The sequence below is a fragment of the Tropicimonas sp. S265A genome, from assembly GCF_049800835.1.
In the GTDB taxonomy this organism is placed as follows: domain Bacteria; phylum Pseudomonadota; class Alphaproteobacteria; order Rhodobacterales; family Rhodobacteraceae; genus Dinoroseobacter.
The window spans coordinates 459,216-472,140 of record NZ_JBNAFU010000001.1 but is presented as its reverse complement, the minus strand read 5'-3'; the positions used below and the strand labels follow the sequence as shown (position 1 = coordinate 472,140).

Annotated in this window: 12 protein-coding genes; 4 read left to right on the top strand and 8 right to left on the bottom strand. The window is 63.0% G+C overall.

Going from position 1 to position 12,925, the window contains the following annotated elements; all coding sequences use genetic code 11:
- Positions 1–85: 85 nt before the first annotated feature.
- Complete coding sequence (locus tag ACP15N_RS02350) at positions 86–1,519, bottom strand: DEAD/DEAH box helicase (RefSeq protein WP_425090608.1); 1,434 nt, start codon at positions 1,517–1,519, stop codon at positions 86–88.
- A gap of 244 nt (positions 1,520–1,763) precedes the next feature.
- Between ACP15N_RS02350 and ACP15N_RS02345 the strand changes: the two genes are divergently transcribed.
- Complete coding sequence (locus ACP15N_RS02345) at positions 1,764–3,083, top strand: esterase-like activity of phytase family protein (RefSeq protein WP_425090607.1); 1,320 nt, start codon at positions 1,764–1,766, stop codon at positions 3,081–3,083.
- Positions 3,084–3,115: 32 nt separating this feature from the next.
- Here ACP15N_RS02345 and ACP15N_RS02340 read toward each other — a convergent pair whose 3' ends face one another.
- Positions 3,116–4,723 carry a peptide chain release factor 3 gene (locus ACP15N_RS02340; protein WP_425090606.1) on the bottom strand — a complete coding sequence of 536 codons (1,608 nt, stop codon included), beginning with the start codon at positions 4,721–4,723 and terminating at the stop codon, positions 3,116–3,118.
- A gap of 112 nt (positions 4,724–4,835) precedes the next feature.
- Between ACP15N_RS02340 and ACP15N_RS02335 the strand changes: the two genes are divergently transcribed.
- The gene (locus tag ACP15N_RS02335; RefSeq protein ID WP_425090605.1) at positions 4,836–5,210 is read left to right on the top strand and encodes a SnoaL-like domain-containing protein; all 375 of its coding nucleotides are present in this window, start codon (positions 4,836–4,838) and stop codon (positions 5,208–5,210) included.
- Positions 5,211–5,213: 3 nt separating this feature from the next.
- Here ACP15N_RS02335 and ACP15N_RS02330 read toward each other — a convergent pair whose 3' ends face one another.
- On the bottom strand, positions 5,214–5,873 hold the full coding sequence (locus ACP15N_RS02330) for an SDR family NAD(P)-dependent oxidoreductase (RefSeq protein WP_425090604.1): 660 nt from the start codon (positions 5,871–5,873) through the stop codon (positions 5,214–5,216).
- 134 nt (positions 5,874–6,007) lie between these two features.
- Here ACP15N_RS02330 and ACP15N_RS02325 point away from each other — a divergent pair, with 134 nt between their 5' ends.
- Positions 6,008–6,610 carry a biotin transporter BioY gene (locus tag ACP15N_RS02325; protein WP_425090603.1) on the top strand — a complete coding sequence of 201 codons (603 nt, stop codon included), beginning with the start codon at positions 6,008–6,010 and terminating at the stop codon, positions 6,608–6,610.
- A gap of 54 nt (positions 6,611–6,664) precedes the next feature.
- On the opposite strand, the gene ACP15N_RS02320 is transcribed toward ACP15N_RS02325, so the two are convergent.
- The 4 genes from ACP15N_RS02320 to ACP15N_RS02305 all read right to left on the bottom strand — a co-directional run bounded on the left by ACP15N_RS02320 (position 6,665) and on the right by ACP15N_RS02305 (position 9,971).
- Positions 6,665–7,300: a MarC family protein gene (locus ACP15N_RS02320; RefSeq protein WP_425090602.1), complete on the bottom strand. Its 636-nt coding sequence runs from the start codon at positions 7,298–7,300 to the stop codon at positions 6,665–6,667.
- Between the two features lie 54 nt (positions 7,301–7,354).
- On the bottom strand, positions 7,355–7,816 hold the full coding sequence (locus ACP15N_RS02315) for a DUF1284 domain-containing protein (RefSeq protein ID WP_425090601.1): 462 nt from the start codon (positions 7,814–7,816) through the stop codon (positions 7,355–7,357).
- Complete coding sequence (purF, locus tag ACP15N_RS02310) at positions 7,813–9,273, bottom strand: amidophosphoribosyltransferase (RefSeq protein WP_425091593.1); 1,461 nt, start codon at positions 9,271–9,273, stop codon at positions 7,813–7,815. The genes ACP15N_RS02315 and purF overlap by 4 nt, the downstream gene beginning before the upstream one ends.
- A 146-nt stretch (positions 9,274–9,419) precedes the next feature.
- Complete coding sequence (locus ACP15N_RS02305; RefSeq protein WP_425090600.1) at positions 9,420–9,971, bottom strand: rhodanese-like domain-containing protein; 552 nt, start codon at positions 9,969–9,971, stop codon at positions 9,420–9,422.
- Between the two features lie 193 nt (positions 9,972–10,164).
- Here ACP15N_RS02305 and ACP15N_RS02300 point away from each other — a divergent pair, with 193 nt between their 5' ends.
- Entirely contained in the window at positions 10,165–12,315 is a 2,151-nt protein-coding gene (locus ACP15N_RS02300) for a DEAD/DEAH box helicase (protein ID WP_425090599.1), read from the top strand.
- Position 12,316: 1 nt separating this feature from the next.
- Here the strand turns inward: ACP15N_RS02300 and ACP15N_RS02295 are convergent, their stop codons facing one another.
- Positions 12,317–12,913 (bottom strand): CvpA family protein, encoded by a 597-nt coding sequence (locus ACP15N_RS02295; protein WP_425090598.1) that lies wholly within the window; start codon positions 12,911–12,913, stop codon positions 12,317–12,319.
- Positions 12,914–12,925: the final 12 nt, after the last annotated feature.

Sequence of the window (12,925 nt, the reverse complement as noted above, 5' to 3'; positions counted from 1 at the left end):
CGTCTAGAGGCGAGAAAACAACGGCATTCAACAAAAGCGGGCGCCTGATCAGGCGCCCGTTTTCCATTGGCAAGGATGTGGCGGTCTATCCGGCAGCGCGCTCTGCAAAACTGCGCAGGATGAAGTCGGGCACATGGTCGCCAAGGCCTACCTGCTGCGGGCCGGAGTCGCGGTCACGGCCCCGTCCGCGCCCGCCGCGCTCCTTGCGGGGGCGTTTGCTCTGCTGGTCCTCGGAGGCGGTCTCGACGGGGACAGACGGATCCGTGCTGGTGGCCTTGGCGGTTTCGCGCGGCTTGCGTGCGGGCCGGTCATCAGGTTTTGCCGCCTTGCCACGGCGCGGTTTCGATACCTCTTCGGTCTTGATCAGATCCTCGACCTCCACGCGCGGGATTTCCGTCTGGATCAGACCTTCGACACCGGCCAGCAACTTGTCATCGGCCGGAACGGCCAGCGTAAAGGCCGTGCCCTTTCGCCCCGCGCGTCCGGTGCGTCCGATACGGTGCACATAGTCTTCCGAATGGCTGGGAACGTCGAAGTTGAACACATGGCTGACATTCGGGATATCGAGCCCCCGTGCCGCCACATCCGAGGCGACAAGGAACCGGATCGAGCCATCGCGGAACCCATCGAGGGTGCGTGTGCGCTGGCTCTGTTCCAGATCGCCGTGGATCGGCGCGGCGTTGTAGCCATGGGCGATAAGTGATTTCGCCACCACATCCACGTCCATCTTGCGGTTACAGAAGATGATCGCGTTGGTACACGCCTCGCCCTCACGCTCGATCAGCGCGCGCAACATGTGGCGCTTTTCCTTGAACTGCGTGGCCCGGTCGCGGCGCGACGGTTTGAAATAGGCCAGCCCCTGCGTGATCGTCTCGGACGTGGTGGACTGGCGCGCCACCTCGATCCGTTCGGGGTTGCTGAGGAAAGTGTTGGTGATCCGTTCAATCTCAGGGGCCATCGTGGCGGAGAAGAATAACGTCTGTCGCGTAAACGGCGTCAGTTGAAAGATCTTCTCGATATCCGGGATAAAGCCCATGTCGAGCATCCGGTCGGCCTCGTCCACGACCATGACCTTGACATCCGTCAGGATCAGCTTGCCCCGCTCGAAATGGTCCAGCAGACGACCCGGGGTGGCGATCAGCACGTCCACGCCCTTGTCGATCAGCAGATCCTGTTCCTTGAAGGACACGCCGCCGATCAGAAGCGCCTTGGTCAGCTTCGTATACTTGGCATAGATGTCGAAATTCTCTGCCACCTGCGCGGCCAGTTCCCGCGTCGGACATAGCACAAGGCTGCGCGGCATGCGCGCGCGCGCCCGTCCCTTGCGCAGCATGGTGATGGTCGGCAGCGTGAAGCTTGCAGTTTTACCTGTCCCGGTTTGGGCGATCCCCAGAACGTCGCGCCCTTCTAGTGCCGGCGGAATTGCGCCTGCCTGGATCGGTGTGGGGGTTTCATACCCGGCTTCATCGATGGCCTTGAGAACCTTCGGATCGAGGTTCAGGTCGGAAAATTTGATCATGTGCATCCCAGATGACGGCGCCAAGCCGTTGAAAAGAAGGGACGCAGACTTCCACGCGTCCCGCGTGCGGCAACCCCGGATGGGTTGCGGTGTCACATAGCGGAGACAGACCTCCGGGTCAAATGCCGCACTGCCGCAGCAGGTTTTGCACAGCCGTTACATCCGCTTTGCGCGATTGTGTTGTGCGCTGCCCACGCTGCGGGCGCGGAGTTTTCCGCAAACTGCACAGACAGGGACGTATTTCATGACACGACACCTCTTTCCAATGGCATTCTGCGCAATGCTGGGCACCGCCGCCCACGCACAAGACATGGTCCCGGCGACCCTTGCTGGTCATGCCGCGATGCCTGCGTTCAGTTTCTCCGCCCCGCCCACCGATGCCCCGCGCGAGACGTTTGTTTCAGGCCGCTTCACCAATGGCGCGGCACCGGTCAACACCCCGCAAAGCATCGAGGCAAACGGCCTGATGCGCCCGTTTTTCGGCCAGCCTGTCCAGGGGTTTTCCGGTTTTGCGGCTCAGCGCGGGGCAGATGGCACCCTGATCGCGTTGATCGACAACGGGTTCGGATCGAAGGCGAACTCGTCAGATGCGCTTTTGTCTTTTACCCGCATTTCCACTGATTTCGACGCTGGAACCGTCACACTTGAGGACCGTATCTGGCTCAGCGATCCCAATCGCCTTGTCCCGTTTCGCATCACCCATGAGGCAACGGAAGCCCGCTATCTGACTGGAGCGGATTTCGATCTCGAAGGCATTCAGGTCGTGGGCGAGCGCGTCTATATCGGCGAGGAGTTCGGCCCCTACCTGATCGAAGCGACGCTGGACGGCGTGGTGACGGGCGTTTTCCCGACCCTGCTGGACGGGGCGGAGATCCGGTCGCCGGACCATCCGGCTCTGCGTATTCCGGCGGAGGCGGGCACCGATTGGACCCTGCCACGCTCAGGCGGGTACGAGGGCCTTGCGCTGGCCCCCGACGGCACGCTTTGGGGAATGCTCGAAAAGCCGCTTCTGGCCGAAACCGGCGAGAGCGAGGGCAGCTTTTTGCGCGTTCTGGCATTCGATCCTGCCACCCGCGCATGGACCGGAGAGAGCTTCAAGTTCGCGCTGACCGACGGGGCCGTCGCGATCGGCGACTTCAACTTCATCGACGATACGCGTGCGCTTGTCATTGAACGCGACGGCGGGCAGGGGCACCCGAGCCTCGCGTGCGCCGAAGGCCAGACAGATGGCTGCTTCGAGCGCCCGGCGGAAGTCAAACGCGTTACCCTGATCGACACCGCGCAGATCGGGGATGACGGCTTCGTACGCCGCGTTGCGCAGATCGACCTGATGGATATCGCCGACCCCGACGGCCTGTCTCGCCTGCCTACGGATGGTGACATTCCGGATGGACGCTTCGTGTTTCCGTTTGTGACGATCGAGTCGGTAATCCGCGACGGGGACGAGCACATTCTGATCTCGAACGACAACAACCTGCCGTTCAGCGCCGGGCGCCAATTGGGGGTCGCGGACAGCAACGAGATCATCCGCCTGCATGTCCCCGAGCTTCTGTCAGCCGAGTGAGCGTGGGGGGCGGGGCCGGTCTGCCCCGCCTTCTACACCATCATTTCCTTGGTGGCGCTCAGCTTTACATCCGGGTAGTCGCGCTCGATCCGGTCGATATCCCACTGGAGGCGGGTCAGAAACACCGGGTCGCCGTCATGGTCGTGCGCGATGTGCTGCTTGTTTGCGGCTTCCAGCTTGTCGACGCCAGCCTTGTCGCCCGAGATCCAGCGCGCGGAGGTGAACTGGCTAGACTCGAACCGAACGGGCAGGCCGTACTCAAGCTCGATCCGGCTGGCCAGAACTTCGAACTGCAACTGTCCGACGACGCCCACGATAAAGCCTGACCCGATGGCTGGTTTGAAAACCTTGGCGGCCCCTTCCTCGGCAAACTGCATCAACGCCTTTTCCAGGTGCTTGGCTTTCATCGGGTCGCCCGCGCGTGCCGATTGCAACAATTCAGGCGCGAAGGACGGAATGCCCGAGACCTTGAGTGCCTCGCCCTCGGTCAGCGCATCGCCGATGCGCAACTGCCCGTGGTTCGGAATGCCGATGATATCGCCTGCCCAGGCCTCCTCGGCCAATTCCCGGTCGGCGGCCAGAAACAGCACCGGGTTGGTGATCGCCATGGGTTTCTTCGACCGTACGTGGGTGAGTTTCATGCCCCGGTTGAAGTGGCCCGAGCATAGGCGCACGAACGCGACGCGGTCGCGGTGCTTTGGGTCCATGTTCGCCTGAACTTTGAAGACAAAGCCGGAAACCTTTGACTCGTCTGGCGAAATCTGGCGCGGCTCAGCCGCCTGCGGTTGCGGTTCCGGGCCGAAATCGCCAATCCCGTCCATCAGCTCCTTCACCCCGAACGAGTTGATGGCGGAGCCGAACCAGATCGGCGTCAGCGTGCCGTCGCGCAGGGCCTGAACATCCAGCGGCGGCAACAGCTCGCGCGCCATTTCGACCTCTTCGAGGAACTTCTCCAGCAGGTCCGCCGGAACGTGCTCGGCGAGTTTCGGATCGTCGAGGCCCTTGATTTCGATGCTCTCGGCCACCTTGTTGCGGTCGGCGCGGTCCATCAGCTCCAGCCGGTCGCGCAACAGGTCGTAGCATCCCAGAAAATCGCGCCCCATCCCGATGGGCCAGCTTGCAGGGGTGACATCGATCGCGAGGTTCTCCTGGATCTCGTCGATGATGTCGAACACGTCCCGGCTTTCACGGTCCATCTTGTTGCAGAAGGTCAGGATCGGCAGATCGCGCAGGCGGCAAACCTCAAAAAGTTTCTGGGTCTGGCTTTCCACACCCTTTGCGCCGTCGATCACCATCACCGCGGCGTCCACGGCGGTGAGCGTGCGATACGTGTCCTCGGAAAAATCCGAGTGGCCGGGTGTGTCCACCAGATTGAAGCGGAAGTCCTTGTAATCAAACGACATCGCCGACGCGCTGACCGAGATACCTCGATCCTTTTCCATCGCCAGGAAGTCCGAGCGCGTGCGCCGTGCCTCGCCCTTTGCGCGCACCTGACCGGCCATCTGGATGGCGCCCCCGTAGAGCAGGAACTTCTCCGTCAGGGTCGTCTTGCCCGCATCCGGATGCGAGATGATCGCAAAGGTGCGGCGGCGCCCGATCTCGGGCGGCAGGTCGGGGCGATTGTGTGTGCGGTCCAGCATGGGCGGCATATAAGCCAGCGGTATGTCGCGTGCAATTGCGAGTTCTGTTGACCGATTTCAGCGACTCAGTCACGATAAGAACATTAATAGAACATTTACCGAGGACAGCGTTATGACATTGATGGAAATGGCCATGGCCGTGAAGACGGCCAATGACACCAACAAAACCTACGATCTGCTGCGCGATCACTACGCGCAGGACTGCGTGTCCGTGGAGGCCGGACCAATGCCCGGTACCGACAGTGCCGAAGCGGTGGGGCTGGATGCGATCCGTGCCAAGCACGAATGGTGGGACTCTGAGATGGAGTATGTCTCCGGCACCATAGAAGGCCCGCATCTGCACGGCGACGACCGCTTCGCGTTGATCTTCAAGTCCGTGATGCGAGAGAAAGCCAGCGGCAAAGAGATCCCGATGGAAGAGGTCGCGATCTACACGGTCAAGGACGACAAGATCGCCCGCGAAGAGTTCTTCTACGTGATGGAGTAGCGCCTAGAGCGTATCCAGGAGGCGGGCGGCTTCTTCATCCGGGCTTGCCAAACCGCTGCGATCTTCGCCGGGAAAGAACCGTGCGCGGGTCGCAGTCGGCATCGGGTTTGGCGTGAAAAGCGACACGTTCGGGCCCGTGCGCGCGGTTTCTGCAGCCCAGCTTTGCACCATTGCGCGCGCTGCAGCTTTCGACGCGCCGTAGAGCGCGAAAAACTTGTCCCCGTCGCACGGATCGTCGCAGAAAACCGCCCGGCCGTTCTTTGCAGCTTGAAGCAGTGGCGCGACCATTCGGATCACGCGCAAGGTGGCTTCAGCATTGGTCGCAAAGGTTTTCGTGAAGTCCTTGGCCGCGGCGTGGTCCGCGGGGGACAACGACGGCGCATGCACAGCGGTGTGTACCAGCACGTCAATGCGCCCCCAGCGGTCGTAGATCGCACGACAGATCCCGGCAACCGCCTCGTCCTTGGTCAGGTCGATCGGGGCAAGCGTGGCGGACCCGCCCTTTGCCTTGATCCGGTCGTCAAGCTCTTCCAGCGCGCCGACGGTGCGCGCCAGGGCGATCACATGCGCGCCACGTTCGGCAAGGGCCTCTGCCACGGCAAAGCCAAGGCCACGGGAAGCGCCGGTGACAAGCGCGATTTTGTCGGTCAGATCGTATGCCATGGCGCCTTTTGGCGGATCGGCTGGCCCAAGGCAAGAGGCAGGAAATCACGCCGCAGCCGGGCGTAGGCTGCTTGACTTTCGACCCAATACCCAGAAAACACAAAAGCAATCACAGACAAACAAGGATCGCTTCCATGACCCGTGACATGACCCTGTCCCAAGCCGCTTTCGGCACTGATGGCCTTTTGCGCAAGGCGCTGATGTTTCTTGGTGGCGCTGCGTTCATCGCTATCGCCGCGCAAATCAGCGTCCCGATGCTCCCCGTGCCGATGACCCTTCAGATGCTTGCCATCCTGCTGGTCGGGTTTGCGTACGGCTCCAAACTGGGGGCCAGCACGGTGATGACCTATCTTGCCGCCGGTCTTTCGGGGCTGCCCGTCTTCACACCGACGACCGCGCTGGGTGCGGCGGCCTTCGCCGGCCCGACCGCAGGGTTCCTGATCGGCTTCGTCGCCGTGGCCTATGCGGCTGGCTGGGCGGCTGAAAGGGGTCTGGCGAAAGGCTTCGTGGGCACGGCCGTCGCGGCGGTGATCGCCTCGGCGCTCGTTTATATCCCTGGCGTGATCTGGCCGATGGCAGTCGCGTCGTCCTTCGGCATCGAAGGCGGCTGGGTCGGTATTGGCTGGGACAAGATCTGGGCGTGGTTCATGGGGCCTTTCCTGATCGGTGACACGGTCAAGGCGATGATCGCAGCGCTGATCGTCTCGGGCGCGTGGAAAATGCTCCGCAAGGCCTGAACACCAAAACATCTTGCAAAAGGCGCCGTCCCAAACCGGGGCGGCGTTCTTCGTTCAAAGTGGCTGTGCTGCTCCGAAGATGTTGACCAAGCCGCGTAAAACAGTGTCCGCCGCCACGGAAGCGAGGATCATGCCCATCACACGGCTGACGATCGCCGAGCCTTCGTTGCCGATGACGCGAATTATGGGGTCAGCGAGGCGCATGCACAGATATGCAAACCCGATCACGACCACCATCACCGCAGCCGTCATGGCCTGAGAGGCAATCTCAATCTCGCCCTTGTCGGTCATGAGCACCACAGCCAGCATCGCCCCAGGCGAGGCAAGGGAGGGTACGGCAAGCGGAAACACGGCGGGCGACACATCCCCAGTCCCCCCACAGGACGCACTGAAGTTCTGGTCTGTTTTCTGTTTCGGCTCTCCGAAGATCATCGTGAGGGCAAACAGGAACAGCACGATGCCCCCCGCCACTTTGAACGCGTTCAGGCTGATCCCCAGCCCCTCGATCAGGAACTGGCCAAGGACAAGGAAAAACAGCAAGATACCGGTGGCAAACAGGCTTGCATCGCGTGCCACCCGGGCCCTCAATTCCGGCGCGACGGCAGCGGTCACGGCGATGAAAACCGGGATCGTGCCAACCGGGTCGATCACCACCCAAAGCGTCACGAACTGGGTAAACAGCATGTCCATGGTTAGCCAGGCCCTTCGATCTTGTGGGCTCCGGCCCGCAGGACCTGTGCCGTGTTATTCAGCAGGAAGGGTAGTTGTGGCCAAGGGCCTGTCCAGTCCCGCGTGCGTGGCACGCAACCGGGTCAGGGCAGCCTTGCACATCCCCATCTCAAGCCAGCGGCATCTGGCACAGATCCGTTCGAGATCATCCGGTGTCACTTGCGCCATCCGCGTTTGCGCCGCGCCCCACGTGACGCTTTCGCCCCCACGCAGGTTCAGCGCCTCGCCATGCGCCTGGTCGATCCGCGCGATCTTGCCCTGATCAACGCATAGCCGACCTCGGCGCTTGGGGCAGGGGGCGCAGATATCGTCGGTGACGTGGGTGACGTGAATCTCGGTCTCGTCCCCTCCGGTGGCACGAAGCCGGTCCAACACGATCTTCTGCATGTTCGCGGTAAAGGCGTCCGAAAAGCCTTTGCCCTCGAACCCCAGCGCGCACAGGAAATGGTGCGGCCGAAAGCGGACGGGCTGCGTCACTCGGCAGCTGTTTTGAGCTGAAAGCCCTTGTCGAGCATGTCCGACGGCGCCACCGGGTACTCGCCCGAGAAGCACGCATCGCAGTAGCGTTTGCCGCCGGGCGCGCGCCCCTCGGCCACGCCAACCGCACGGTAAAGCCCGTCGAGCGAGATGAACTTCAGGCTGTCCACGCCCAGATGGTCGCGCATTTCTTCCTCGGACATGGTGGCGGCCAGAAGCTTCTCTCGCTCAGGCGTGTCCACCCCGTAGAAACAGGGCCATGCCGTGGGGGGTGACGCGATACGGAAATGAACCTCTGCTGCACCCGCATCGAGGATCATTTCCTTGATCTTGCGGGAGGTCGTGCCGCGCACCACCGAGTCGTCGACCAGAATTACGCGTTTGTCGCGGATCAGCGCGCGGTTGACATTCAGTTTCAGCCGCACGCCCATATTGCGGATCTGCTCAGTCGGCTCGATGAAGGTTCGGCCCATGTACTGGTTGCGGATAATCCCCATCGCATACGGGATACCCGATTCCTGGCTGTAGCCAATCGCGGCGGGCGTACCGCTGTCGGGCACGGGGCAGACGAGATCCGCATCGACCGGGGCTTCCTTGGCCAGTTCCACGCCAATATTGCGGCGCGTGTCATAGACCGACTTGCCGCCGATGATGCTGTCGGGGCGCGAGAAATAGACGTGTTCGAAAATACAGAACCGCGCGGCCTGACGCTCGAACGGGAAGTAGCTGGTGACACCGTCCTCTTCGGTGATCACGACCATCTCCCCGGCCTCGATCTCGCGGACAAACTCCGCGCCGATGATGTCCAGCGCGCAGGTTTCCGAACTCAGCACCCAGCCGTCACCCACCTTGCCCAGCACCAGCGGGCGCACGCCAAGCGGATCGCGCACGCCGATGAGTTTCGTGCGCGTCATCGCCACCACCGAAAACGCCCCTTCGCACCGCCGCAGCGCGTCTTTCATCCGCTCGGGGATATTCCGCTGCAGCGACCGCGCCATCAGATGGATGATGCATTCGCTGTCGGACGAGGATTGAAAGATCGAGCCGCGGTCGATCAACTCGCGACGCAGCGCATCGGCGTTGGTGATGTTGCCATTATGCGCGATTGCTGCGCCGCCCATGGAAAACTCGCCGAAGAACGGCTGCACGTCACGGATCTGCGTCGCGCCCTTCGATCCGGCGGTGGAATAGCGCACATGACCAATCGCCAAAGGCCCGGGCAAGGTTTCCATCAGGCTGGCCTTGGTGAAGTTATCACGCACGTAGCCGAACCGGCGCGCTGAATTGAAACCGACACCGGCTGCGTGACTGACGATGCCTCCAGCCTCTTGTCCACGATGCTGAAGGGCGTGCAGGCCAAGCGCCACGAAGTTCGCGGCATCCGCAAGCCCCACGACACCGAACACGCCGCATTCCTCGCGCAGCTTGTCATCGTCGAAGGGATGGGCCGGTGGCATTTCAGTGGGTGTCTGGGCGGCGGTCGTGTCTGAGTGGGACAAGGGGCGCGCTCCGAATCCGTTTACGGGTCGTGGCATCTCTTACCCGCTGAGCGGGCGTGTGTCACGAAACTATCATACATCTGACGGCGCGTGGCACACTGGCCCTAGCAGGCCCCGCCATCTTGCGCGGGGGCGCAACTGTTCCCTCTGCGAGTTGCCCAGGGCAGCCCCGCGTTTTTCCAGCCATTTACGGTCCGCTGGCCCAAGGCGGACCGGTCGCCTTCGTAGCCGTCTGTCACCGTGTAGACCTGGGTAAAGCCCATCTCGGCCAATGCGTTCGCGGCATGGGCGCTGCGATTGCCCGACCGGCAGATAAGCACGATCGGCTGGTCGGGGCGCAGGCGACGGTCGTTCGCCAGCTTCACGATGCCCGGGAAGAAGTCGGGATTCAGAACGCTGCCTTTTCGGGCGTCCGGGATTGCCAGCGGGATCAAGGCGTCGGTGCCCTCAGCCAAGCCGGTTTCGTCGATCTCTTGCCGGGTGCGGACGTCGATCATGATGGCTTCCGGTGTCTGGCTCAGAAACCGCGCGGTTTCCTCGGCGGTCATGTAAAGGCCAAGTCTGGTCTGCTTGGAGGCGGGCAACGGGTCCGCAAGCCCCGGGCCCGAGGTCGCGACCGCGCATATCACCCACGCGATCCAATGCCGAAATCTCATGCGCGCCTCCCGTTCGGTGCGACTGCCAACGTGCACGCTTTCAAGTGGCGCTGGAACGCCCCGGATCAAGCCCCCGCGCGTATGCGGCAAATTCGCAATATACATGGCCGGGCATCCGGGCTATTGCAGGCCTCTTTCCGCGCGGCCCCGCGATATCGCGGCACATGCGCCCCTCTTGCTGGTCCCATTCGCCATGAACCCTTCGCTTTCCGAGGCGCTCGCCGAGCGCGGCTATGATACTCTGACCCCGGTCCAGACTGCGGTCTCGGATCCCGATCTGGTGGGGGAGGACCTGCTGGTTTCAGCCCAGACAGGATCCGGCAAGACGGTTGGGTTCGGCCTTGCGATGGCGCCGACGCTTTTGGGCGAGGCCACGGCCTTCGACGCGGCGGGGGCACCGCTGGCGCTGGTCGTGGCGCCCACGCGGGAATTGGCGTTTCAGGTGATGCGGGAATTGCGCTGGCTCTATGCTAGGACGGGCGCGCGGGTCGCGTCCTGCGTGGGCGGGATGGACATGCGCGATGAGCGTCGCGCACTGGAACGGGGCGCGCATATCGTGGTGGGCACCCCGGGCCGGTTGAAAGACCACATCATGCGCGGGTCGCTGGACATGGGCAGCCTGAGCGCGATCATCCTTGATGAGGCCGACGAGATGCTCGACCTGGGCTTTCGCGAAGATCTCGAGTTCATGCTGGGCGAGGCCCCGGAAAACCGTCGAACGCTGATGTTCTCGGCCACTGTGCCGCCGATGATCGCCAAGCTGGCCGCGCAGTTCCAGCGCAACGCCAAGCGCATTAACACGCGCGGCGAGGCCAAGCAGCATGCGGATATCTCCTATCAGGCGGTCAGGGTAGCGCAGCAGGATCAGGAAAACGCAATTTTCAACCTGTTGCGCTTCCATGATGCGGCCAGCGCCATCGTCTTCGCCAATACGCGCGCGGCGGTGAACCACTTGATGGCGCGGCTGTCCAACCGGGGATTTTCGGTTGTGGCGCTGTCGGGAGAGCTGACCCAGAGCGAGCGGACAAACGCCCTGCAAGCCATGCGCGACGGGCGCGCGCGGGTTTGCGTGGCCACGGACGTGGCGGCGCGTGGCATTGACCTGCCGAACCTGAACCTTGTGATCCATGCCGATCTGCCGACCAATACCGAAAGCCTGCTGCACCGCTCTGGCCGCACGGGTCGGGCAGGGCGCAAGGGCATCTCGGCGATGATCGTGCCCGCGCGGGCCACCAAGAAGGCAGAACGTCTGCTGGGCTGGGCCAAGATCAAGGCCGACTGGGTCGAAGCACCGTCTGCCGACGAGATTCGCGCGCTGGACGAGGACCGGCTTCTGGCCGACCCTCTGTGGGAGGAGCCACTCAGCGATGGCGAGGCGGCGTTTGCCGAGAAGCTTCTGTCGCACCAGTCCCCCGAAGTGATTGCAGCGGCTTATCTGCGGCTCTACCGGGCGGGCCGGTCCGCGCCCGAGGAACTGTTGCCGCCCGATACGAAACCCGAGCGCAAGGAACGCCAGAGTTTCGGCCCCAGCACGTGGTTCAGCCTGTCCGTCGGGCGCGATGACCGGGCAGAGCCACGCTGGATCCTGCCACTTCTGTGCAGGGCGGGCGGGTTGGACAAGTCCGCAATCGGGGCGATCCGGACTCAGGCCTCAGAAACCTTCGTGGAGGTGTCAACACCGAGCGTTGACGGGTTCCTGAAGGCCCTTGGCACGGACGCGGTACTGGAAGACGGAATCCGGGTCACGCAACTGGACACCCCGCCGAACCTATCGGACAACCGCAAGACGCCGCGCAAACCGGGCCCATCGGGCGACGCGGCGTACAAGGCGCGCAAGCCTCGTCATTCTGACAAAAGCGATACCCGCAAGCCCAAAGCGACGCGGAGCGATGCGCCTGCTGCCGAAGCGCCGATGACCCCCGTTTCAACACCGGTGCCCGCCCATGACCCTGACGCAGCCCCTGCGCGCAAACCACGCAAGCCGAAGTCGGAAAAGCGTGCGCGTGATGCGGACGCTGGTGACAAACGGTCGGACAAGCACCCCCCCGCCAAGGGAAAATCTTGGGGCGATGCGGACAGGCCGCGTGGCAAGTCTTTCGGGAAGCCCGGCGGAAAACCCGGCGGTAAGCCGTCTGGAAAACCGGGGGGCAAACCGGCTGGAAAGCCCGCCTTCAAAGAGCGTGACCGGTCAGACGCAAAACCCAAGGGACCCAAATCGGATGCACGGGATGCCTCCAAGCGTTTCGTTCCGCCCGGAAAAGCCAAGCCGGGCGCGCGCAAGCCGCGTCACTCCGGGCAGGGCCGGCCCGGCGGCGATCAACCGCCGCGCCGCCGCAAGCCGTGATCTAGCCCTGGATCTGCGGAAGGCGGTTGCCTGAATTGCTGGCCGCGCTGCCGCAATTGCCGACAAGTTCCTCGTAGCGGGCAACCACCCATCCTGTGGCATCTTCGGGAACCTGTGCCTCGATCTGGGTGGACAGGTTCGCGAAAATTTCTGCCGAGCGGCTTTCCTCGACCATCGGTATCGCGTCGTTCACCATGATCCGGTCATAGGCAAGCAACGCGATGGCCACCAACAGGATGCCGCGTAGCGCGCCGAACAGAAAGCCGAGGCCCTGATCAACGCCGCCCAGGGCGGTGCGGTGAATAAGTCCTGAAAACAATGGGGTGAACACCGAAACGACAATCAACGTCACGGCGAAAACGGCGGCGAAGGCCGCGATGATCGCCAGTTCGCAACTGTCCTGAAGGATGGGGCCAACATAGGGCAGTTCCTTGATCAACGGCTCTACCTGACCGGCGAACATGAACGCAATGATGGCGGCCGCGACCCAGCCGACGATGGCCATGACCTCTCGCACGAGCCCGCGCGAGAAAGCCAGCAACGCAGAGATCACGATGATCGCCGCGACGATGCCGTCTACAAGGGTGAAACCTTCCATGGAGCCCGCTGC

Bases quoted from the DNA above. Each gene is read 5' to 3' on its own strand.
- ACP15N_RS02350 (WP_425090608.1), bottom strand. From the start codon at position 1,519: ATGATCAAATTTTCCGACCTGAACCTCGATCCGAAGGTTCTCAAGGCC.
- ACP15N_RS02345 (WP_425090607.1), top strand. From the start codon at position 1,764: ATGACACGACACCTCTTTCCAATGGCATTCTGCGCAATGCTGGGCACC.
- ACP15N_RS02340 (WP_425090606.1), bottom strand. From the start codon at position 4,723: ATGCTGGACCGCACACACAATCGCCCCGACCTGCCGCCCGAGATCGGG.
- ACP15N_RS02335 (WP_425090605.1), top strand. From the start codon at position 4,836: ATGACATTGATGGAAATGGCCATGGCCGTGAAGACGGCCAATGACACC.
- ACP15N_RS02330 (WP_425090604.1), bottom strand. From the start codon at position 5,873: ATGGCATACGATCTGACCGACAAAATCGCGCTTGTCACCGGCGCTTCC.
- ACP15N_RS02325 (WP_425090603.1), top strand. From the start codon at position 6,008: ATGACCCGTGACATGACCCTGTCCCAAGCCGCTTTCGGCACTGATGGC.
- ACP15N_RS02320 (WP_425090602.1), bottom strand. From the start codon at position 7,300: ATGGACATGCTGTTTACCCAGTTCGTGACGCTTTGGGTGGTGATCGAC.
- purF (WP_425091593.1), bottom strand. From the start codon at position 9,273: ATGCCACCGGCCCATCCCTTCGACGATGACAAGCTGCGCGAGGAATGC.
- ACP15N_RS02305 (WP_425090600.1), bottom strand. From the start codon at position 9,971: ATGAGATTTCGGCATTGGATCGCGTGGGTGATATGCGCGGTCGCGACC.
- ACP15N_RS02300 (WP_425090599.1), top strand. From the start codon at position 10,165: ATGAACCCTTCGCTTTCCGAGGCGCTCGCCGAGCGCGGCTATGATACT.
- ACP15N_RS02295 (WP_425090598.1), bottom strand. From the start codon at position 12,913: ATGGAAGGTTTCACCCTTGTAGACGGCATCGTCGCGGCGATCATCGTG.